The 20,171-nt window shown below is 41.4% G+C and carries 22 protein-coding genes; 11 read left to right on the top strand and 11 right to left on the bottom strand.

Annotated features, from left to right (window positions below; translation table 11 throughout):
* Together BVH04_RS25500 and BVH04_RS25495 are read left to right on the top strand one after the other, a co-directional pair.
* The coding region (locus BVH04_RS25500) for a hypothetical protein (RefSeq protein ID WP_205635851.1) at positions 1–234 on the top strand (234 nt) is incomplete at its 5' end.
* A 202-nt stretch (positions 235–436) separates the two neighbouring features.
* Positions 437–592, top strand: a complete 156-nt coding sequence (locus tag BVH04_RS25495; protein ID WP_169714436.1) for a hypothetical protein — start codon at positions 437–439, stop codon at positions 590–592.
* Positions 593–900: 308 nt separating this feature from the next.
* Here BVH04_RS25495 and BVH04_RS13370 read toward each other — a convergent pair whose 3' ends face one another.
* The gene (locus BVH04_RS13370; RefSeq protein WP_086541973.1) at positions 901–1,377 is read right to left on the bottom strand and encodes an acyl-CoA thioesterase; all 477 of its coding nucleotides are present in this window, start codon (positions 1,375–1,377) and stop codon (positions 901–903) included.
* Between the two features lie 157 nt (positions 1,378–1,534).
* Here BVH04_RS13370 and BVH04_RS13365 point away from each other — a divergent pair, with 157 nt between their 5' ends.
* On the top strand, positions 1,535–2,794 hold the full coding sequence (locus BVH04_RS13365; protein ID WP_086541972.1) for a S8 family peptidase: 1,260 nt from the start codon (positions 1,535–1,537) through the stop codon (positions 2,792–2,794).
* 10 nt (positions 2,795–2,804) lie between these two features.
* Complete coding sequence (locus BVH04_RS13360; RefSeq protein WP_086541971.1) at positions 2,805–3,035, top strand: hypothetical protein; 231 nt, start codon at positions 2,805–2,807, stop codon at positions 3,033–3,035.
* 265 nt (positions 3,036–3,300) lie between these two features.
* Here the strand turns inward: BVH04_RS13360 and BVH04_RS13355 are convergent, their stop codons facing one another.
* From BVH04_RS13355 to BVH04_RS13325, 8 genes are all read right to left on the bottom strand, one after another.
* Positions 3,301–4,062, bottom strand: a complete 762-nt coding sequence (locus BVH04_RS13355; RefSeq protein ID WP_086541970.1) for a YoaK family protein — start codon at positions 4,060–4,062, stop codon at positions 3,301–3,303.
* A 174-nt stretch (positions 4,063–4,236) separates the two neighbouring features.
* The gene (locus tag BVH04_RS25490; RefSeq protein ID WP_169714435.1) at positions 4,237–4,377 is read right to left on the bottom strand and encodes a hypothetical protein; all 141 of its coding nucleotides are present in this window, start codon (positions 4,375–4,377) and stop codon (positions 4,237–4,239) included.
* Positions 4,378–5,038: 661 nt separating this feature from the next.
* Positions 5,039–5,341: a HigA family addiction module antitoxin gene (locus BVH04_RS13350; protein ID WP_086541969.1), complete on the bottom strand. Its 303-nt coding sequence runs from the start codon at positions 5,339–5,341 to the stop codon at positions 5,039–5,041.
* A gap of 9 nt (positions 5,342–5,350) precedes the next feature.
* Positions 5,351–5,632, bottom strand: coding sequence for a type II toxin-antitoxin system RelE/ParE family toxin (locus BVH04_RS13345; protein ID WP_086541968.1), 282 nt, complete (start codon positions 5,630–5,632; stop codon positions 5,351–5,353).
* Positions 5,633–5,816: 184 nt separating this feature from the next.
* A complete protein-coding gene (locus BVH04_RS13340) occupies positions 5,817–6,650 on the bottom strand; it encodes a hypothetical protein (protein WP_086541967.1) in 834 nt (277 codons plus the stop codon).
* A gap of 3 nt (positions 6,651–6,653) precedes the next feature.
* Positions 6,654–7,604, bottom strand: coding sequence for a Smr/MutS family protein (locus BVH04_RS13335; protein ID WP_086541966.1), 951 nt, complete (start codon positions 7,602–7,604; stop codon positions 6,654–6,656).
* The gene (locus BVH04_RS13330) at positions 7,601–8,899 is read right to left on the bottom strand and encodes a cryptochrome/photolyase family protein (RefSeq protein WP_086541965.1); all 1,299 of its coding nucleotides are present in this window, start codon (positions 8,897–8,899) and stop codon (positions 7,601–7,603) included. The genes BVH04_RS13335 and BVH04_RS13330 overlap by 4 nt, the downstream gene beginning before the upstream one ends.
* Positions 8,900–9,134: 235 nt before the next feature.
* A complete protein-coding gene (locus tag BVH04_RS13325; protein ID WP_240510923.1) occupies positions 9,135–13,664 on the bottom strand; it encodes a translocation/assembly module TamB domain-containing protein in 4,530 nt (1,509 codons plus the stop codon).
* Positions 13,665–13,741: 77 nt separating this feature from the next.
* Here BVH04_RS13325 and tsaD point away from each other — a divergent pair, with 77 nt between their 5' ends.
* The 7 genes from tsaD to BVH04_RS13290 all read left to right on the top strand — a co-directional run bounded on the left by tsaD (position 13,742) and on the right by BVH04_RS13290 (position 18,522).
* On the top strand, positions 13,742–14,755 hold the full coding sequence (gene tsaD, locus BVH04_RS13320) for a tRNA (adenosine(37)-N6)-threonylcarbamoyltransferase complex transferase subunit TsaD (protein WP_086541964.1): 1,014 nt from the start codon (positions 13,742–13,744) through the stop codon (positions 14,753–14,755).
* 2 nt (positions 14,756–14,757) lie between these two features.
* Positions 14,758–15,225, top strand: coding sequence for an SsrA-binding protein SmpB (gene smpB, locus BVH04_RS13315; RefSeq protein WP_086541963.1), 468 nt, complete (start codon positions 14,758–14,760; stop codon positions 15,223–15,225).
* The gene (locus BVH04_RS13310) at positions 15,188–15,985 is read left to right on the top strand and encodes a hypothetical protein (protein WP_086541962.1); all 798 of its coding nucleotides are present in this window, start codon (positions 15,188–15,190) and stop codon (positions 15,983–15,985) included. Before smpB ends, BVH04_RS13310 begins: the two co-directional genes overlap by 38 nt.
* A 3-nt stretch (positions 15,986–15,988) precedes the next feature.
* Positions 15,989–16,498 carry an HNH endonuclease gene (locus tag BVH04_RS13305; RefSeq protein WP_086541961.1) on the top strand — a complete coding sequence of 170 codons (510 nt, stop codon included), beginning with the start codon at positions 15,989–15,991 and terminating at the stop codon, positions 16,496–16,498.
* A gap of 64 nt (positions 16,499–16,562) precedes the next feature.
* Positions 16,563–16,997: a hypothetical protein gene (locus tag BVH04_RS13300; RefSeq protein ID WP_086541960.1), complete on the top strand. Its 435-nt coding sequence runs from the start codon at positions 16,563–16,565 to the stop codon at positions 16,995–16,997.
* Between the two features lie 549 nt (positions 16,998–17,546).
* Complete coding sequence (locus BVH04_RS13295) at positions 17,547–17,711, top strand: DUF1328 family protein (RefSeq protein ID WP_086541959.1); 165 nt, start codon at positions 17,547–17,549, stop codon at positions 17,709–17,711.
* Positions 17,712–17,805: 94 nt separating this feature from the next.
* Complete coding sequence (locus BVH04_RS13290; protein ID WP_086541958.1) at positions 17,806–18,522, top strand: DUF502 domain-containing protein; 717 nt, start codon at positions 17,806–17,808, stop codon at positions 18,520–18,522.
* A gap of 203 nt (positions 18,523–18,725) precedes the next feature.
* Here the strand turns inward: BVH04_RS13290 and BVH04_RS13285 are convergent, their stop codons facing one another.
* Positions 18,726–19,055, bottom strand: coding sequence for a DMT family transporter (locus BVH04_RS13285; RefSeq protein ID WP_086541957.1), 330 nt, complete (start codon positions 19,053–19,055; stop codon positions 18,726–18,728).
* 277 nt (positions 19,056–19,332) lie between these two features.
* Positions 19,333–20,112 (bottom strand): Fic family protein, encoded by a 780-nt coding sequence (locus tag BVH04_RS13280; protein ID WP_086541956.1) that lies wholly within the window; start codon positions 20,110–20,112, stop codon positions 19,333–19,335.
* Between the last annotated feature and the right edge of the window lie 59 nt (positions 20,113–20,171).

Raw genomic sequence — 20,171 nt, 5'->3', positions numbered from 1 at the left:
CTTGCTGGAACCTATATGCCAAGGTTGATACTTGTCTCTACCGATCAATTGTCCCGCTGCGACAAAACTCTACCGATCGTGCCGTTGGCACTCTTGGTTTATATCTCGAATGCACATACCCTGAATCTCGCTTCGCTGTATTCAGGGCTGTTACTGATTGTGCCGTTGGCACAAGTGTTCAATCGAATTTCCGAGCCCCTTGCCAAAGGCAAGACCTATAAAAGCCCAGAATGAAATTCTGGGTTAACGGGAGGAAATTGATAGTAATAGAGTGCCAACGGCACGATCTGTAATGAATTATATAACCGCAAAGAACACCAATATGTGCAAAGATTAGGCTTGTTTTGCTTCTTCAAAAGCTAGACTTTGATAAACTATGTAATAGAAATTTTATGATTGATATTTAGCTGAAAACACCATCAAAACTCTACCGATCGTGCCGTTGGAACTCTTGGTTTATATCTCGAATGCACATACCCTGAATTTCGCTTCGCTGTATTCAGGGCTGTTACTGATTGTGCCGTTGGCACAAGTGTTCAATCGAATTTCCGAGCCCCTTGCCAAAGGCAAGACCTATAAAAGCCCAGAATGAAATTCTGGGTTAACGGGCGAAAATTGATGATAATAGAGTGCCAACGGCACGATCTGTAATGAATTATATAACCACAAAGACCACCAAGGTTCCCAAAGATTAAGGCTTGTTCTTCTCCAGAAGCTGGACTTGTCTTATTCTTAGTTTCATCACATCTTCTACTTACCACTCACAAAACTTACTACTTACTACCTTTTACACTACAACCTCAGACTTACAACTTTACACTTACTACCTTTTACACTACAACCTCAGACGCACAACTTTCACCACTTACCACCTTTTACTTTTCACTTTTAACTCCAAGATTACTCATTAAAAAAAGGCTTCATCTCGTTGTGGATATTTTCACGAAGAGCTTTTAGCTTGGTAGCGTATTCCTCCAGTTTTTTCTCCTGATCAGTTTGAGGGATCCATGGCTTCACTTTCTGGGGAGATCCGTTTTCATCCACCGATACGAAAATGATGATGCAGTGAGTCTTTTTCTCAAATTCTTTATGGGAGAAATCCCTAGAATATACTTCCACCATAATGTGTATGCTGGAACTTCCGGTATAGATCACCGTGCAATCGACTTTGATCACCTCACCGATATTGATGGGTTTGTAGAATCGGATACCACCCACATAGACCGTCACGCAGTAGGATTCAGACCATGTTCGGGCGCAGGTATAAGCCGCTTGATCTATCCATTTCATCACCACACCTCCGTGTACTTTTCCTCCAAAATTGATATCGGAAGGTTCGGAAATAAACTGGAAGGATGTTTTATGTGAGGTTTCCATAGTTCTGAGTGGTTTTATTAGGGTTGCTAAGCTAAGGGATATTTCGGTTTTTTGGAATTTGGGGTAGGTTAAGACACAGGATCTATCATTACGAAATTTTGATTGGTAAATTTCCGTTAACTTATCAGAAGTATAGCCACGTAAACCACTACCAGCAATGAAAAAGCCAATATTAGGTACACAGACTTTTCTACCAGACAATCAGGAACGACTGTTGGCCTATGAAAAATTTGTCAAACAAAGCTCAATTAGAAAAATAGATGAGAAGCCTCTTTACACAGGTAGGTATTTTGTGATTCTGAGAAATGGTAACAAGAGTTTTGAGTTTGCCCAAAATCTATTCGAATCCAAATTAGGACTCTCAGTCGCCCATAGCTCTGATTTTCGTGCTGAATCTATCAATGAAAATAGCCTTCAAAATGCCGATGCTTTGATCTATGAACATCTTGGAGTTGTGCTAGTTGGTTGCGATGACGAACAGATCCAAATTCTGGAATCTGCAAATGCTGACTTTATAATCGAACCGGAGAAGGTAGTCTATGTCCCCGAAGACGAGCCTGCACCATTAAATACTCCTTCCACTTGGGGAATTGAGATCACTAAAGCCATGAGCTCGCAATATACCGGGCGGGGTGTTAAAGTTGCCGTCCTGGATACTGGTTTTGATGTCAGTCATCCTGATTTTGCAGGTAGAAATATTACCACAAACTCTTTTGTCCCAGATGAAACTGCCGAAGACGCCCATGGACATGGAACCCATTGTATCGGAAGTGCATGTGGCTCGGTAGATAGTAATGGTCTGCGGTATGGAGTGGCATCTGAATCTTTGATTTACGCTGGTAAAGTCTTGAGCAACCAAGGGAGCGGTGCACAATCCTGGATTTTAAATGGGATTACCTGGGCTGCAAACAATGGCTGTAAAGTAATATCAATGTCTCTGGGTTCACAGGTTTTTCCAGGACAGAGCTTCGATATGGCTTATGAGAGAGCGGCACAGTTTGCGATATCAAAGGGAGCGGTGCTGGTGGCTGCTGCAGGCAATGAAAGTAGACGCTCTTGGAATCAATTCAATCCCGTGGGTAGCCCGGCAAATTGTCCTTCCATACTTTCCGTTGGGGCGCTGGATTCAAATTTGGCGGTGGCTGACTTTTCCAACCGGGCGATCAACTCAACCGGCTTGGTAGACATAACAGGGCCTGGTGTGCTGATCTATTCTTCCTGGCCTATGCCAATGCGATACAGAACCATATCAGGAACAAGCATGGCTACTCCGCATGTGGCAGGAATTTTAGCACTCCTCTGGGAACAAAACCCAACTTCCACTCCAGATCAAATTATTGAGCAATTAAGGAATACTGCACAAGAACTTCCTTTGATGCCTGAAGATGTCGGAGTTGGTTTATCGATAGCACCTTAACCCCAAAAAGATGAAAAATATAGTAATTACCCTTTCAGAAGACTGTTTGGAGAGATTAAATGCTGTCGCAGATTCTTTGAGTAAAGAAGGATTGACTATTACCCATCTCTATGAATATGGTGTAATTACCGGTTGTGCTGACGAGTTGATCATTAAATCCCTTCGTGCCCGTCAGGAGATAGTTTCGTTGACAGAGGAGAAACAAGTGAATATCTCACCGCCTGATTCAGAAATTCAATAAATCATATGGGTGTCGGAGTAACGGTACGTAACTCAATCTGGCCTAAACTTTACTTTGAAAAAGAAGAAGATCCCAGAGCTATATCGAGTGGGAGGTTTGGTTTATTTATATCTATAATTCCGGTAAAATTTCTTTCTACCAAAAAGCACCAACGTTTCTACAGATTCATCGAACGTTCTTCAAAACTCCTCAAACGTTTTGATTGCTCTGTTAAACTTCTGACGGATGTTCCAAAAGCATTGATCTACTGACTTTCAAGTCCCATTTATGGGAGTCCCTTGTTAACCCTCGTTTTTTTTCTTTGGGTATGTTTTCTTTTAGTTTTTATTAAACCATATCTAAGATCATCGTAAAGTAAACTTATCACTAAAATTAAGGCTCCCAAAAGCAAGGTGTTTAATTTCCAATCAGCTTTAGAATATAGAAATCCACCAATTATTCCTCCCGAAAAGAAAAATGAAATAATATAAATCCGAAGTCTAATATTCGCTTTTAATTTTTCTTTTTGAGGATATGATTTTGGGAAAAACAAATGGGAAATATCAATCCCTAAATCTGTAAATAGCCCTGTGAGGTGGGTTGTTCTTACTATGGCATCTGAAATTTTTGTAACAAAGGAGTTTTGTAACCCCATTGCAAAAAGCAACAAACAAATAATTAGGTCAGGGTATTCTATGGGGATAAAATAATTGGTGATTGGGATTGAAATCAAAATCAGACATTCTATTAGTGTGGGTAACACAAAAACATTAAGTCTTCCATTTTCTTGGAATTTTTCTATTAGAAAACTTGATGAAAAAGAACCAAGTAGAAAAGAGAAAATGTACAGGAAATAGATTGTTCCTTTCCAAAAATCAAAGTTTGCGACATCGTTTATAAATAGCGCAAAATGTCCAGTCACATTAGTGGTTAATTGCTGGTAAGCCAAAAATCCACTAACATTCACAATTCCGGCTACAAACGATAAAATGGTGGCGATTTGCAGATTATGCGTTGCAGTTCTGCTTTTGCCTTGATGTCTGAACATTCAGAATTTTGTTGCTTTGTTTTTCTCAAATTACACTGTAACGGGGTATTTGCAATGCTTCGGCTGATGATCTAAGAGATATTTCATCGATGGTAAAAGGAAAAACGGGATAGTATAACATCCCCACAAATCAATAATTCTTCAAAGGATACGATTTTATAAATCCATGGTACACTATTCATCTAAAGATGTTTTTTCTGAACGGCTTTTTCTTAAATCTTCCTTAAATTCAAAATTTTCAGGTATTTTAAATGAGCCCTTAAACGATTTAACAATGGGAGTTAGTTTTGGTTTTGCCTTTTTCTTTTTTTCCATGGATAGGGTTTATGAAATTTATCGGATTGTTATTTTACATTGTATGTACCTTGACTGGTGAATATAGACCAAAAAGATGGTCGTTCCAACGGGTGAAATGCGTAGGATTCATGAACACGAATGAATATAAACACTTAGTGAATAAAGTCCCTTAAGCGCGGGGGTAATCCCGAGTATCGGGATCATGCCGAAGTCCTAAGCTCTGACTTTCAGAGATAAGCCAAAAATAGTAGATAGAGCAGCGATAGGCACAAGGATATTCATCTTACCGAGAGGGCCGAGCGTAAAGAAAACTTCCAGTGGAAGTTTTTAGCGAGGAGTCAGGATGCAGGGAAGGCTAGATGTCGTGAACATTTAAGAGAAGTCAGCCGAGGTCATAGTAGCTATGAGGAACGAGCCATAAGAACCATGGATGTCTCACAGAAGTAGTGAAAGCCTGTCCCGAACTTGGTTCGGGAGACTGAACATCTTGTGAAATGAAAACCTGTCTGCCGACAAGTCAGGTTCGATAAGGAGCCTTTTTGTAGCCTTCTCTTAAAAGTAATGGAAAGGAATAGCTGGTGTAAAGAGCGACTATTCTATGCTTGATGAACCGCCATATACAGCCTGTCCCAATTTTTATCGGGAAGACCCGACCCCGAAAGCTTTCGGGGGTGGTGTGTTAGGCAACGTTTTTATCTGCGTATTTTATTATTTCGTTTAGTTCTTTTGCTTTATTCTCTTTTTCCTCTTCGATGTCATAATCGTCTTGAATTCCAAGCCAGAATTTGGCAGAGTTTCCAAAATATTTACTCAATCGTAAAGCCGTGTCCGCTGTAATTCGGCGATTTCCTTTTATGATTTCCGAAATTCGGGTCTGTGGTATTTTTAAGTCTTTTGAAAGTCGATACGCAGTAATTTCGAAAGGCTCAAGAAATTCGTAATTCAAGATTTCTCCAGGATGAACATTTGATAACTTTTCCATTTTTTTTTTTTAGTGATAATCAATTATTTCCACTTCACTTGCGTTTCCTTTATCCCAAATGAATATAATCCTCCATTGTTTGTTAATCCGAATACTGTAAAATTCGCTTAATTTCCCGGTCAGTTTTTCAAGTCGGTTTGATGGTGGAATTCTCAAATCGAAAATATCTTGCGAGTTGTTCAACATTCTTAATCTCCGACGTCCAACGTTTTGAGTTTCAATCGGCATTTTCTTAACTCGGATTCCGTTCCAAATGTGTTCGGTTTCTTTTGAACCAAAGGATAATATCATATCTTTTACGTTACTAACGTCAAAGGTGAGTATAATTTTTGAATATTTGCAGAATTTTTTTTCAAATGTTGCCCAACATAATATATCCCCAATTGGGGTTATTTTTCATATATCCAATTGCGGTTATCCTTCATATAGAGTGGTATGCGCAATAGGATATTAAATCAACATATAACCCATCACCTCACCCCAGAATCTTATCAAACAACTGATGTGCCTGTTTCTCCGCTTGGGAGGAAAGAGCAATCTTTTGATCTTTGAGTTCCTTTACCCAATCCAGGTATTTTTTGGAAGCGCTTTCTTTGGCACCCAGAAAATGGGTAAGCGATTGTATCGAAAGCTGGGTGGAGTACCAGGGTTTGAGATTTTCTTTTAGCACTCGGATTTCCTCATGTATTCCAGATACGAATATAGTATTGAAACCCAGGTGAATCAGCGTGTTTTCCAGCATGATAATACTGCGCAATCCTTCAAAAGTGTCCTTCAGCGCCTTGCTACCCATACTTGCTTTATGATCCTCATGGAAAAATTCCAGTTCTTCCTGAATGATCTGATTCACGGCAGTATGAATAGCTAAAGGTTTGATGCCTCGGCTGGCGTTCATGGCTTTTTCGTAGAAGTCATCCCAGCTTTTCAGCGTACTGCCGACAATCAGATCAAAAGCATCCGTGTAGAGTTTCTTTTTGTGCATGTCAAGATGAATTCGGTAGCCATTGTATTTGATCCCCAATTTGTGCTCACGATCATTCAGACTTTTCTCCGCCAGTTTGAAATGATGAATTTTGCGCAAGCTTCTCTTCATTTCTTTGAAATCCGAAAAAATATTGAAATTCAAACCTTCGATTTCAAAATGAACCTTCGCCATCAAGTCTGCATACAGCTCCAGAAAGTCCATTTTACCAAGAAGCTCTATTGCTTTTTTCGATTTGATATGCTTTCCCAATCCCAAAAAAAGCGCCTTCGCCTCTTGGTGTTGCAACTCAAAAAGCTGAAAGACAGGAGATACCTTTGCCTGCATAGATTAGGAGATTCTGACCAGCGTAGCGCCGTAGCCCCACTGATCTTTTTGCGTGTCCTGAAAGTACTTAATATTTTGGTGTTGACTGAGGCGCTTGTGAATTTCTTTGCGAAGCACGCCATTTCCGATGCCGTGGATAAATGTGATTTCATCCATTCCCGAAGCTATAGCCTGATCCAGATTTCTGTCGAAAGACTCCAGCTGCACACGGAGCATCTCAGAATTGCTCATTCCTTTGGGGTCTGTTGCCAGTTTTTCAATATGCAAATCAATCGATCTGGATGGTTTTACGGCTTTTGGAGTTTCGGGCTTTGGCCTGATTTGATCCAGTTCCTGATTGAGCGCGCGGATATCGAGCTCTTTAGTAGTCTGCTCCAGGGGAAAAATGTAGGCGGTTTTATCCAGGCGAGGTGCCTTGCTGAGATGTTTGAAAAACTGCGTTGGCTTCATCTTCAGCTGTCGCTCAAAAGCTGGAATTGCTTTCTCCAGCGTATTATGAATGGGAATAAAGCGCAGTAAAAATGCTGGCCATTCGTCCATTTCCTTCAGTAGTCTATCATCGAATTTCTTCGCCTCGCCAGGATTAAGCGTGGCAGCCAGAAGCGTTCGTTGATTAGTTCCAAAGACCTCAGAAGCATGTGCCAAATAGGGCTGACGGCTGTCGTTGATCAGATAGAGGCTCAGACTTTGGTCGTTGATGGGTAGAAAAGCAAGGTAAAGCCCTTGATCTTTTGTGCCTGAAATAGGAAGAGGCGTGTCAATTTCCTTCTCTTCCACAGGCTTTTCTCCAAAATACTGCTTTTCAGATTCGTGGATCAGAACCAATTCTGACTTCAGAGCAGGAATGATAAATCCGTCCTCGATTTCTATCTGCATTCTACCACTAGAGGAAATTTTGCGGATTATTCCTTCTTCCTTTCCGTGAAGTAGTCTTACTCGGTCTCCGATATTCATTGATTCAGGGCTGATTTGTAGGTGTCGATTGCACGTTGCCTTGCAAATTTATGATCTACAATCGGTTTTGGGTACTTATCCGAGTTTATTTCAGGAATCCATTTTTTGATGTACTTCCAGTTTTTGTCAAATTTCTCCTGCTGCGAACTGGGATTGAATACCCGAAAGTAAGGCTGCGCATCTGTGCCGGTGCCCGCAGCCCATTGCCAACCGCCATTATTTGAGGCCAATTCATAGTCCAGCAGTTTCTCTGCGAAATAGGTTTCTCCCCATCGCCAATCGATCAAAAGATGTTTGGTGAGAAAGGAAGCCACGACCATACGCACCCGATTGTGCATGTAGCCTGTAGTGTTCAGTTCTCTCATGCCAGCATCTACAATGGGATAGCCAGTCTTTCCCTCGCACCAGGCGGCAAATTCTTCTTCATTATTTCTCCATGGAATCCTATCATATGCTGGCTTAAATGCCTGATTGACTACCTGCGGGTTCAAAGCCAGGATCATCATGTAAAACTCTCTCCAGATCAATTCATTCAGGAAAGTAGCATTAAGGTCCGCGGCTTTTACTGCCAGTTTTCGGATGGAAATCGTACCAAAGCGTAGGTGAATCCCCAGCCTGGAGGTTCCGTTTTTGGCTGGAAAATCACGGGTTTGACTGTAGTGCGAGATGATTTCCTCATCAGCGGTTTTGGATGGAATGGAGATATCGCTTTTCATAAACCCCATATTTTCCAAAGAAATAAGTTCCAGAGGTTCGGTTTGCATCAGATTTTTCCAATGCATGGGTTTGAAGTCCTCGAGCTTTGATGAGTCAAACTTGCTCAGCCAAACCTTGCTGAAAGGAGTGAAGACCTTATAGAATTCCCCTGAGCCATTCAGGATTTCTCCCGGCTCGAAAATCATCTGATCTTTGTAGCGATGCAATTGAATTTTCTGCTGATTCAGCAAGCGAGCCACCTTTTCGTCCCGACATATTGCGTAGGGTTCGTAGTCCCGATTGGTGTGTACTGCCTGTATTTCGTAGGATTGGAGCAGCTCTTTGAAAATAGCTTCAGGATCACCGTATTTGACTAGGATCGAGGCTCCTTTTTTCGCTAGTTCCTGATGAATTAGGCTGATCTGATCGTAGATAAATTCCACTCGGGCATCGGCTTTATTCTCCAGCTTATCGAGGATGTTTTTGTCAAAAATAAAAATCGGAAGGATATTTTCATTTTCCTGAAGTGCCTGAAATAATCCGTGATTATCTTCCAATCGAAGGTCTCTTCGAAACCAAAAAATGCTTACTTTCTTCATGAGTATTTTATTCAGCTAATCAGTAAATGTGTGTAATTGTTTATAATTAACACATATCAAATTTCAATCATCTATTTCGCTCTTTCAGAGCTGTTGTATATTTCCGTTCACTTTTTTAACCAGCCTTGTCGAGCTGGGCTTTGGTATATCGGGCTTTCAGTTCTGTTAGGCTTTGAAGAAGTTAATTGCGCTCTCTGTGTTGCCCTCCGCGTTCTCAGTGGTTAATTATCCTTTATTAGAAACCACCTTCTTTCAGCATTCTTATTCTTCTTTCTTTATCCAAAGAGTCTAATCTTTCTTCGATATTATCCAATTGAATTGGTTTCCATTCTTTTTTATTTTCAAACTGATACCGTAAGAAATCATCCTGATCGTTGATGATCAATTTTTCGTTTTTCTTTCTGGTTATTTTTTTGAAAAGCTCCGAGAATGAATTGAAAGCAACGCTTTGGGATAATGATACACCGTAGGTTGATACGTTTTCGGAAAGAGAAAGCGAGGTGAAAGTATTGTAGTTATTTCGGTTGAAAATCCGAATTCTGTAGACCCCATCTTTAGTAAGCATATATTCTGCCTGCCAATCGCCGATGATGGAAGAGGCGCTCGCATTTCCCTGATTATTTGTAAATCCACCATCTCGTGACACACGAAGACGGCCATCGAGGAATGTGTAAGCTACGCTCAGCTGGAAAGTTTCCAGTGCATTCTGATCCAGACTGGCCACATCCAGATCTACTTCCAGGTTTTTATCTACTTGTCCGAGGAAACTGTTAAGCTGAGAAGACAGCAATTGACCCAAACTGGAGGATATATTGGATACACCTGAGAATTGACCTTCAGGTGAAAAGGAACGAGTCATAATCACCGAGAAAACCTGGCGATTCATCTCCTGTTCGTCATTGGCGATCTTGTTTTGGAAAGAAGAAATGGTCGTCTGAGCTTCTCCGCTAGAAGGGAATTCTGTGAAGTCAAATCCAAAACTGATATCGGGTGAGAGCAACTCCCCATCCAGATTCAATAATACTTTAACTGGGTACCTTCGATTGGAAGTAGAGTTTTGGTTATCGGCAGTCACAGTATTTATCAGCAGCGGTTGCAGGGACACACTTTCGGTGTATTCTGCCGAAATGTCCATTATTCCTGCGTAAGGGTCTCCATACCAGGTGATTCGACCACCAGGTTTGATGCTGAATTGTTTCTTCACCACATTATAAAGGGAGAAATTATACATTCCTTCAGTGATTTCGTAGGTGCCATTCAACGTAAAATTCCCTTGCGTATCGATGTTCATGGTGAGGACACCTCGACCGCGCCCAGAGATTCCTTCTTCTGTCTGGGGGTCAATAATGATCTCTGCGTAAGCATCAGGAGTAATATCAAGCACAAAATTCATTCTTACATTCTCTATTTCCAGTCTATTGATTTCTTCGGCGATTTGCTTGATGCGCACTGTATCCTGAATGTTGATCATGTGAATAAAATCCTCCTGAGCTTGGGTATTATTACTGCGTAGAGGAATATAGATTCGGGTGTTTGGTCGGCTGGTTACTCTGGCGTTGATGTCCATGTTTGTGGTGGTACCGACCACTTCTGCGGTTCCGGTGACGAAAGCTGTACCATAAAACGTCTCATTGTCCACATCCGTGGTATTCATCACCTGGAGGTTGTTGAGATTGGCTTTGATATCCAATCGGATATTTTTAAATCCCTGGTGGTTGATGCCGCCAGTAAGTGTAGCTCTATTACCAAACAGATCGTTGAGGACCAGCTGTTGAAGGCTCACCTGAGAGGGTTTGAAAAGAATATTTCCATTGAGAAGGTAGGTGGTCTTGAGATAGTTTACGGTGAGTTTTCCATCGTTCAATCTTCCTGTTCCATCGATTTGTGGATTTGCCATCGTGCCGCCAAGGTTCATTTTCCCAGAAATAGTGCCTCCCATATCGGATAGATAATTGGATAAAAAGGGCTCCAATATGACCAGACTAGCTTCATTCAATGCGGCGTCCATGTACAGCTCTTGATTCTCCACCAGCATATATCCACCAAGATTAATAGTCTCTTTGCCTTGACTGACATTTGTCAAAGAGACCTGCAATCGCTCCAAATCAAGATCTGCTTTTGCACTCATGTCACCAATTGGGAATTGGTTAATTGCAAAATTATTTAGGGTGAAATCTCCCTGTATCAGAGCTTTTTCAAAAAGATTCTCAAAAGAAATCAAGCCATTGGCAGTGCCATCAAAATCTTGCGGGAAAAGTGTATTAAGCAAGTCAATGTTTACATTATTCACTGCCAGATTCAATCTGTCCTCTGGTTCGCTGCTCGCTTTTCCCTGAAGAGAAATGAATTGATTCTCATTGAAAATCTTCAGGCTGTCCACTTGGATCAAACCAGGAGTGATGGTGATCAGGTTGAGAGAATCAAATTTCCATTCCCGGTTAAGTACTTTTAAAGAGGATGGTTCAAAAGCAAGCTGTGTATTTAGGGCGGAGAAACGAGCCGTAGCATTCACTCGGGCAGAACTTTGGGTGGAGTCCTGATCCAAGGTAAAGTCAATGTCCATTTCATCCTTGTCCCATATCGCCTCAAAACCAAAGTTGGTAAACTGAAGTGTCTTGCCTATTTCTTGTGTCTTGGAATAGACATAGAAAGAGGCTAAAATATCCGGGCTGTTGATAAGTTTGGAGGTGTTAAAGTCAATATTGATGTTTTGGGCCGAGTTATTTTTGAATTTCAGGGTATCTATGCTGGTAAAAAAGTTGAAGATGGTATTCTCCTGAGTTTGATAGAAAGCACCTTCCAACAGCATGTTTTTTGAGAGGCTGAGATCAGGCTCGAAAAGCTGAACTATGGGATTGATATTGATCAGCCGCAAGTTAAGGTCGAGGTTATAGATCTCAGAGAAATTTCGCTCTAGATCTGCTATAGGTTGTTCTTCGTTCAGGACGATAGCGATGTATTGCTGGAGGAGTATATCTAGATCTCTCCCCATTTGCTCTAGGTTAAACTGTCCTGATGCAGCAGCAACGAGGTAGTCCGAATTGATGGACATCGTACGGGTACCTCCAGCAAATAGCGATTGGAAATTGAAATCACCCACATCCAAGAATCTATCTTCATAGCTTACTTGTATGTTGCGGAATCTCGCAATCCCTTGGATATCGTCCAGTTCGATGCCTTTGACATCGATATCGAGCTTTCCACTGATGAAAGTAGCCTTTTCGGTGAAGTTCAACCGATCCAGAAATGCAGTATCGATTTGCAGACTCATCCGTACAGAATCGGTGGATTCGCGCAGGTTTAGTTCTCCACTTGCATTGATTTTTAAGTTTGGATCATTTACGGCCAGATTTCCTCTGAATAGATCCAGCCCATATGTAGCATTAGTTTCGATGTTGGTATACACGTAGTTTTTGAAGCCAAATTTGGAGACGTCAGCATCCACATCAATCAGTAAATTTTCGATGGAATTCCCCGTGGTATTTACACGACCTTTCAAACTGACTTTCTGTAGTAGTTCTCTGTTTTCGGCTATCACGCCTATGTCAAGATTCTGTGTAGTTATATTAGAAACGGTAGTAGGAAGGCCATCCACCATATCGAAATTCACCCGACCCGTGATATCTCCAATGGAAGTTTTGAATTCTCCATTGGTATCAAATCGATGTAAATAGCCAGCAAAATCTGCAGTGAGGCGGATTGTGTTGAATTTGTTGATTTGCCTGGAAATATTATCTGGTAGATAAGGAGCCAGATCTCTGGCTAAAATGGTTGAGTTTTTCAGCGAGAGATTGATATAGGTATCCTCGATATTGGGAAGTCCATCCAATCTAAAAGCACCGAAAATCGCTGTCTTTTCGCCAATTCTGATCAGAAGCTCTTCTGAGCGAAGATCGGATACCGGACCAGCCACTTTTCCAGATAGGTAGATCTCATCATCAATATCGGGAAGTGCTGGCGCAAAAAGTTTCAGATCTCCTAAGTCAAGCTTGGTCTCCTCCAAATTGGTGATGATTACCACCTCCTCCTCGAAATTGGAAAATGCTGCGGGGGTTGCGTATTCAAATCTGAGAAAGTTTTTGATATGGCTATTGGCAGATTTCAGACTTAGTTTATCAAACTCCATGAACTCCCGCGCATAGGTCATATCAGTTTTGAGCTCTTTGATCTCAAACCCAGAAGTCAGCTCTGTTCCAGTCAGCATTTTTACATCAACTCCAATCTCGGGGCCTTTCAGATAAAAGTCCGATGCATTCAAGGTGATGTCAGAAAATCGGAGCCTATTGTAATTTAGACCTTTGGTGATCGCATCTGTGATCTCATTTACGATGAAGATCTCAGAGTTTCTCAGCTCTATAGAATTAATCTGAAACTGGGTGGGACTATTACTTGTACTTCCCGAACTGAACATATTCGCCAATTCCTCCACCCAGATATTGATATTCATGGCAGAATCACCATCGTGGGTGAGTAAGTGCAGCTTTGCATCTTCCATCCGTACAGAATTGATCGTCGTGATTCCAGGGGGAATCAGTGACAGTAATTCAAAGTCAGCATTGATCTTTTTGGCACCGATCATCAAGCTGTCCCGATGATCTCGGATGATCACATCGTCTAATTCAAGCGCATCCCACCAAGTAAGTTGGATCTTTCCTATCTCTGTGTGAAAAGTTGAATTGTTATTGAGAATGCCTGTAACTGTGTCGATTACCTTATTTTGAACCCAAGTGATCTGGAGACTCAAAGCTACCACGATAAGTAGCATGACCAATGAAAAGATGATCCATAGTAGTATCCGAAACGCTTTGTGCAAAAAATCCTTAACTTTCGCGTTCTTTTCCAATGGGTACCAACGATATCATTATTCTAGCAATTGAATCCTCGTGCGACGAGACTTCCGCATCCGTAATAGCTGACGGCAAAGTACTTAATAATATTGTCGCCACGCAATCGGTTCACGAAAAATATGGGGGTGTAGTTCCCGAGCTTGCCTCGCGTGCACACCAAGAAAACCTTATTCCGGTAATTCAGGAGGCTATTTTGACCTCAGGAATTTCTAAGGATCAACTTTCAGCAATTGCTTTTACCCGAGGTCCCGGGCTGATGGGTTCTCTGCTGGTAGGAGTGAGCTTTGCCAAGGCTTTTGCCTTTGCGAGGAATATTCCGCTGATCGAGGTGAATCACATGAATGCGCATATTTTAGCACACTTCATAGAAGATCCCAAGCCGAGTTTTCCATTTATCTGTCTGACTGTGAGCGGTGGTCATACGCAGTTGGTTTTGGTGAGAGATCATCTGGATATGGAAGTGATCGGAGAGACACAAGATGATGCAGTAGGAGAGGCTTTTGACAAAACGGCCAAGTTATTGGGCTTGCCTTACCCAGGTGGTCCGCTTATTGACAAATATGCCAAGGAAGGAAATCCGAAAGCTTTCCAATTCCCGATCACAAGAATGCCTGATTTGAATTATTCCTTCAGCGGGATCAAAACGGCAGTTCTTTATTTCCTTCGGGATCAGCTGAAAAAGAATCCGAATTTTATCGAGGAGAATTTGGCTGATCTTTGTGCCAGCATACAATACGCTCTGGTCGAAATGCTTTTGATCAAGCTGAAAGCGGCGGTGAAGGAGTATGGTGTGAAAGAAGTCGCAATTGCCGGAGGGGTATCAGCCAATTCAGGTTTGAGAGAGACCTTGACTCAGCTGGCTGCGCAAAGAGGATGGAACTTGTACATTCCAAAATTCGAATATTGTACAGACAATGCCGCCATGATTGCCATGGCAGCACATTACAAATACCTGAAAGGAGAATTTTCATCGATGGATGTCACTCCTCTCGCAAAAATGAAAATCTAAGCATGGCTAAGGATAATAAATTTGACAAAGTCATAAACATAAAGAACAGAAAGGCAAGTTTTCAGTTTGAATTTGTAGATACCTACGTAGCTGGAATGGTGCTGAAAGGAACGGAGATAAAGTCCATCCGTGAAGCAAAAGTATCGCTTAATGAAGCCTTCTGTCTCTTTTTGGATGGAGAGCTATATGTGCGCCAGATGCACATCTCGCCTTATTCTATGGCGGCTAGCTATAATCATGTAGCTATTCGGGACAGGAAGTTGCTGCTGAGCAAAAAAGAACTGGAAAAACTTGAAACTAAGTCGCAGGAAAAAGGTTTGACTATCATTCCTGTTCGTATATTTATTAATGACCGAGGGATGGCGAAAATGGAAATTGCGCTGGGTAGAGGTAAGAAATCACAGGACAAAAGACAAGACTTGAAGGAAAAAGATGCAAAAAGAGAAATCCAGCGAATGGCCTTTGATTGACGCTTTTGGGATCTGTAGGCAAACTATCCTTCCTCTTTACCGCAGACCTACTTTCGATTCCGCAATGGTCACCCAGTTACTTTTTGGGGAATGTTATCAGACGATAGGCATGACCTCCGATCAGCAATGGTTCAAAATACTGCATGAAGACACAGGTTTGCAAGGCTGGATTACCACGCAGACTCTCAAAGAAATTCCCGGGGCTGATTATTACAATTTTCTCAACAGAGACTTTCAAGTCGTCACCAGTCCCATCGCAGCCATAGAGTATCTCGGCACCAATCTTTATTTGCTTCCGGGCAGCAGACTCCATTTCTCAGACTTGGAGCTTTTTAATTGGCAGGATCACATAGGATTTACAGGCTCTGTGCGTAGTCATGCGATAAAAGCAGATAGATCACAGTTGATAGATATTGCCATCAAGTATGTCAATGCCCCTTATCAGGCAGGAGGAAGAAGCATATTTGGACTGGACGAGCGTCAGGGTTTTGAATTGATTTTTAGTATTGCAGGCTACTCTTGGAAGTCCGGAAAAATTCCGGGTAGAAAAATTGATCCCGAACTCGTATTGCCAGGTGATTTATTTATTTTCAGGGAGTTGGAAAAGAAGCAAGTCAATTATGCCTTGTATCTTGGATCTGAAGAAGTATTTTGGATGGATAATAGAATAAAAGTTTCTGATATGAGCGAATGGGAAACCTTCTTACGTAGTAGGAAGGATAAACAGGTGGAGTTAGAAACTAGATCGATATTAAGTTAAACTATGGAAAAGAGGGTATTGGTATTGAATTTAGATCATTCTCCCGTGGCGGTAGTTTCGCCGCAGAAAGCCATTGTCCTGCTTCTATTGGAGAAAGCAAATTGTCTTTCCGTTTACGATTTGCTTCAGATACGCACGGTCAGTCGCAGTTTTGAATATCCAGCGGTGATTTGTCTGAAACATTATAAAAACATCCCTTACCGCGGTGTACTGCTCAACCGGGTAAATCTTTTCCGAAGAGATCGGGGAGAGTGCCAATATTGTGGAAGTAGACGACAGCTGACTATAGATCACGTAGTTCCGCGATCCAAAGGAGGGAAGTCCAACTGGACTAATTTGACCACAGCCTGTCATAGATGCAATGTATTGAAAGGGGATAAAAGTCCCGAGCAAGCCGGACTCACCATGCAGACACCGCCATTTAAACCGTCTTTAGCTTATTTCTTATCTGAATATGCTGAAAGGCAGGCTGAGGAATGGCTGCCTTTTTTGAATAGCAGGTTAGTTCAGTGAATGGTTTCAAATTTGAAATTTTAAATTAGCTTATTTATGGCAATATAATTGCCATAAATAGCGCATGTACCTTTCGATTTTTCCTACTCTTTTGTTGGCTTTTATCCTTCAGACTAGCCAGATCAAATTTCAGCAACTTATTGGCACTTGGCAATTAGTGCATTTTGATGCGATGGATCAATTGAGACAGTCTCCACAGTATCTGAATTCAGATCCAGCCATGCGTGCTGGGTTGGAGTACAAAATCCAAAGTAGACTTGAAAACACGGTTTATAAATTTGTTGCTGGGGATAGCTTGAAATACACGGATTTTGTACAACAAGAAGTAGTGCAGAAGCAGGCGAAAATTGAAATAAGTAGCGACAATGTGTTGACCATCCGGACAGGATTAGAAACAAGACAAGCCAAAATAGTAAAGTTTGACGGCGATAGAATGGTACTGGAACCAATCAGTAAGAATCCGAATTCGGGTAAGCTCGTTTTCGAAAAAATTAAATAGAAAAGTAGTAATCAATCACCAATATGATTTAAGCCCTCAGATGTTCTGATGGCTTATTTTTTTTATCAGCAAAAGAGGTTTAACCAAAGGTAGCAAAGAGGGTTTGGTTAATGAATACGCCACCGATTGGAACGCTCTATTGCCGCCGACTATGTCGCAATACGCCATCGTTAGTGTCAAACGCACGGTGAGTATGATTAGCTACAGTTATGTCGCAGTGTTAGGAGTAGTTTGCAAGAATAAGGTAAGGTAACTCCAGCTTTAAGAGAAGTAGTACAACGTAGGAAAGTCTGCTGTTGGGAAATAAAGTCATGAAGGAGCGAGCGGCCGTCTGAAGACTACTAATAGTTTGGGTTAATCATAAGACATGAAGCAAGTCGTAAGAAGAGATACATAGTTTCGTTATTGATTTACTGATTATGAGGTATAAATTCCTCGATCTATTTCTTTCCAACCGCATGGAATATCAATAAATAGCTAATAAAGGCAACGGAGACTGTTGGTATGGTTTTGAATCTAGGTTCATCGAACCATTAACCAATATATACTATGATACGCTGGATATTAATTTTCTTAGTGGTCGCATTAATTGCGGCAGTTTTAGGATTTGGAGGAATAGCAGCTGGTGCAGCTTCTATCGCCAAAATTATTTTCTACATTTTCTTGGTCTTACTCGCAATCTCAGTCATCATGCATTTTGTGAGGAAAACCTGATTAATTAGATCAGAAAAACACCATCAATTAACCACAAGTCGCAGGATTAACCTCACAAAGGTTCCTGCGACTTTCTTAACATCCCCCGCAATCCATGAACACAGAAGCAAAAGCCCCGGTAGCAGCAGAGAAATCTGAAAGAGGGATTATACTTGACAGTTTGTTGCAGGGGTTTTTAATCCTACTTCCGCTTACTATTATTTTAATCCTTCTTTCAATTGTTTTCAACTTTATTTTTGGAATCGTAGCGCCCCTTAGCGCTGCTTTAGACCCTGGTGATGATCCACACTGGCTTATCAACGTCCTTTCTTTAGCGATTTTCTGCGTGTTTATATTCTTGATAGGCCTACTTGTCCGCAATAAGATTGGCAAAGTATATTTTAAGAGTTTCGAGAAAAGATACCTTACAAAAATTCCACTCTATAATTTGATTCACCAGACAGTGTATCAATTTGTAGGCTTGAAAAAACTCCCCTTCTCAGAGGTAGTCCTTCTGGATCCTTTTAGGTCTGGCACGATGATGACTGGATTTATCACTGATCAAATTGACGACAAACTCTTTACCGTATTTGTTCCTACAGCTCCTAATCCAACTAATGGCAATATTTATCATGTACCAAAGGAGCTGATTACTTTTTTAAGTGTCAGTACTCAAGACGCTATGCGGACGGTCATGGGAATGGGAACCGGCACTGCAGACATGCTTGCTGGAATGGATCTATCTGAGATTCTTACTGATGGCAGCGCGCAGGAAATCAAAAAAAGCCAGATAGCAGGTGATAGTTTGGTTACTATCGAGCGACCTACTTAGTAATAATAAAGACCATGCTTTAGGGATGCGAGTCAGTCCGACAGACGGGGTCATCAACCGTGGTTCGACGAGACCTTCAGATAGATGGGCTCACCAACAAGATTTCTCTCACTTTTATATTTTATGACGATGGCTGATGCTAGCTGAATCAGTATTCTCGGTCAAATCTCAGTCCTCGGTAATTTAAATATTGTCAGAGGGCATCAACTGGAGGACACGAATTTCAATCCGATAATAGATCCAATAAGTGTAATGAGGAAGAATATCCTCCAGAATTCCGCCGATTCTTTGAACACAAAAATCCCAACCAGCACAGTTCCCACTGCTCCAATTCCCGTCCAGACAGCGTAAGCAGTGCCGATAGGAAGGGTCTGAGTAGCTTTGATCAAAAGAAGCATGCTGATAGTCAGACAAACAATAAAACCGGCATACCAACCATAGACAGCCATGCCGCTAGCATCTTTGGCTTTACCAAGACAGGAGGCAAACCCAACTTCAAATAGTCCGCCGATGATCAATAGTATCCAATTCATAGAACTGTAGATTTTTTAAACCACGAAGATCACATGATTCGACAAGCCATGCCTCCAGAGGCAGGCTCTCTATCCGTGATTTCGCAAAGATCGTAATTCTAATGATCATTGGGAAGAAGGGTGTCGCTATCCAATATTCATTGCCGTTTGCTTGACTTTAAGGAGTTAGAGATAAGATTTAAGGCTTCGGGAGTTTCTTCAAAACTTCTATCTTAGATTGTGTCACAGGACAAAATTTTCCTAATATTTTTGAAACAGGCTAGGGTGGAAGTTTTACCTACTTTTCCATCATACCCATCACAAGCATCATCAAAAATGGCAAGCCCTTATCAAAATCCAATTCTGGATATTCCAGACCGAGCAGTCGGATGTTGGTGTAGTAAAGCTGATGGTGCTGATAGTAAGTTTTTTCGCTTTGGATAAACCAGGCTTTTTCTCCCAGCTTCTCGGCGAGAAACCATTTTTCCAGCAGTCTTCCATTTCTTCCATTCCCATCGTTCCAAGGATGGATCTTTACAAATACCAGATGGATCATTGATGCGTAATAGAAAACCTCTTCTATAGCCAGTTCTTTTTCCAGAAGTAGCCCAATATCAAGAAAGAACTTCTGCATTTCTATTGATACTTGTGCAGGCGTGGCAGCCACATATTCTATTCGACCCTCGTCAGTCGATACGTACATATTCTGCGTGCGATACTTGCCCTGCCAAGTCTTACTCAAAATATGCTTGCTCAAAAGTTTGTGAGATTCCTTTACTGACTCTTCATGCAAGCGAGTGGTTTGCGCAAAAGAATAGGCACTGTATAAATCGTCAATCTTCTTGGTGTAGTCTGGCTGAAAAGATATTCCGTCTCTTTTGTGCTTGATGTAGCTGTCCAAGTCTATTTCTTCTCCTTCGATTTTGCTACTGAAAACAGTTGCTACCGAGGTGTAGAAACTGAAATTGGGAGTGGATAACTGCGCATCTTTTAAGCTGTCAAATGCCTCTTTCAATCCTTTGGGAACTTCCAAAAGATATTGATCGAGTAGGGAAGAAGACAGGATTTGCAGTTGCATCGTTAGGTTAAGAAATAGAATATTGCTTGCCAAATTAAGAAAGTAAAATCCATTAACTA

The sequence above is a fragment of the Algoriphagus antarcticus genome, from assembly GCF_002150685.1.
In the GTDB taxonomy this organism is placed as follows: Bacteria; Bacteroidota; Bacteroidia; order Cytophagales; family Cyclobacteriaceae; genus Algoriphagus; species Algoriphagus antarcticus.
Note: the sequence above shows the minus strand (reverse complement) of the source record. Positions and strands in the feature narration are given on the sequence as shown.

Bases quoted from the DNA above. Each gene is read 5' to 3' on its own strand.
- BVH04_RS25490 (WP_169714435.1), bottom strand. From the start codon at position 4,377: ATGGAAAAAAAGAAAAAGGCAAAACCAAAACTAACTCCCATTGTTAAA.
- BVH04_RS13335 (WP_086541966.1), bottom strand. From the start codon at position 7,604: ATGAATATCGGAGACCGAGTAAGACTACTTCACGGAAAGGAAGAAGGA.
- BVH04_RS13350 (WP_086541969.1), bottom strand. From the start codon at position 5,341: ATGGAAAAGTTATCAAATGTTCATCCTGGAGAAATCTTGAATTACGAA.
- BVH04_RS13325 (WP_240510923.1), bottom strand. From the start codon at position 13,664: ATGCTACTTATCGTGGTAGCTTTGAGTCTCCAGATCACTTGGGTTCAA.
- BVH04_RS13290 (WP_086541958.1), top strand. From the start codon at position 17,806: ATGAACACAGAAGCAAAAGCCCCGGTAGCAGCAGAGAAATCTGAAAGA.
- BVH04_RS13295 (WP_086541959.1), top strand. From the start codon at position 17,547: ATGATACGCTGGATATTAATTTTCTTAGTGGTCGCATTAATTGCGGCA.
- tsaD (WP_086541964.1), top strand. From the start codon at position 13,742: ATGGGTACCAACGATATCATTATTCTAGCAATTGAATCCTCGTGCGAC.
- BVH04_RS13285 (WP_086541957.1), bottom strand. From the start codon at position 19,055: ATGAATTGGATACTATTGATCATCGGCGGACTATTTGAAGTTGGGTTT.
- BVH04_RS13300 (WP_086541960.1), top strand. From the start codon at position 16,563: ATGTACCTTTCGATTTTTCCTACTCTTTTGTTGGCTTTTATCCTTCAG.
- BVH04_RS13280 (WP_086541956.1), bottom strand. From the start codon at position 20,112: ATGCAACTGCAAATCCTGTCTTCTTCCCTACTCGATCAATATCTTTTG.
- BVH04_RS13360 (WP_086541971.1), top strand. From the start codon at position 2,805: ATGAAAAATATAGTAATTACCCTTTCAGAAGACTGTTTGGAGAGATTA.
- BVH04_RS13310 (WP_086541962.1), top strand. From the start codon at position 15,188: ATGCAAAAAGAGAAATCCAGCGAATGGCCTTTGATTGACGCTTTTGGG.
- BVH04_RS13370 (WP_086541973.1), bottom strand. From the start codon at position 1,377: ATGGAAACCTCACATAAAACATCCTTCCAGTTTATTTCCGAACCTTCC.
- BVH04_RS13305 (WP_086541961.1), top strand. From the start codon at position 15,989: ATGGAAAAGAGGGTATTGGTATTGAATTTAGATCATTCTCCCGTGGCG.
- smpB (WP_086541963.1), top strand. From the start codon at position 14,758: ATGGCTAAGGATAATAAATTTGACAAAGTCATAAACATAAAGAACAGA.
- BVH04_RS13340 (WP_086541967.1), bottom strand. From the start codon at position 6,650: ATGCAGGCAAAGGTATCTCCTGTCTTTCAGCTTTTTGAGTTGCAACAC.
- BVH04_RS13365 (WP_086541972.1), top strand. From the start codon at position 1,535: ATGAAAAAGCCAATATTAGGTACACAGACTTTTCTACCAGACAATCAG.
- BVH04_RS13345 (WP_086541968.1), bottom strand. From the start codon at position 5,632: ATGATATTATCCTTTGGTTCAAAAGAAACCGAACACATTTGGAACGGA.
- BVH04_RS13330 (WP_086541965.1), bottom strand. From the start codon at position 8,899: ATGAAGAAAGTAAGCATTTTTTGGTTTCGAAGAGACCTTCGATTGGAA.
- BVH04_RS13355 (WP_086541970.1), bottom strand. From the start codon at position 4,062: ATGTTCAGACATCAAGGCAAAAGCAGAACTGCAACGCATAATCTGCAA.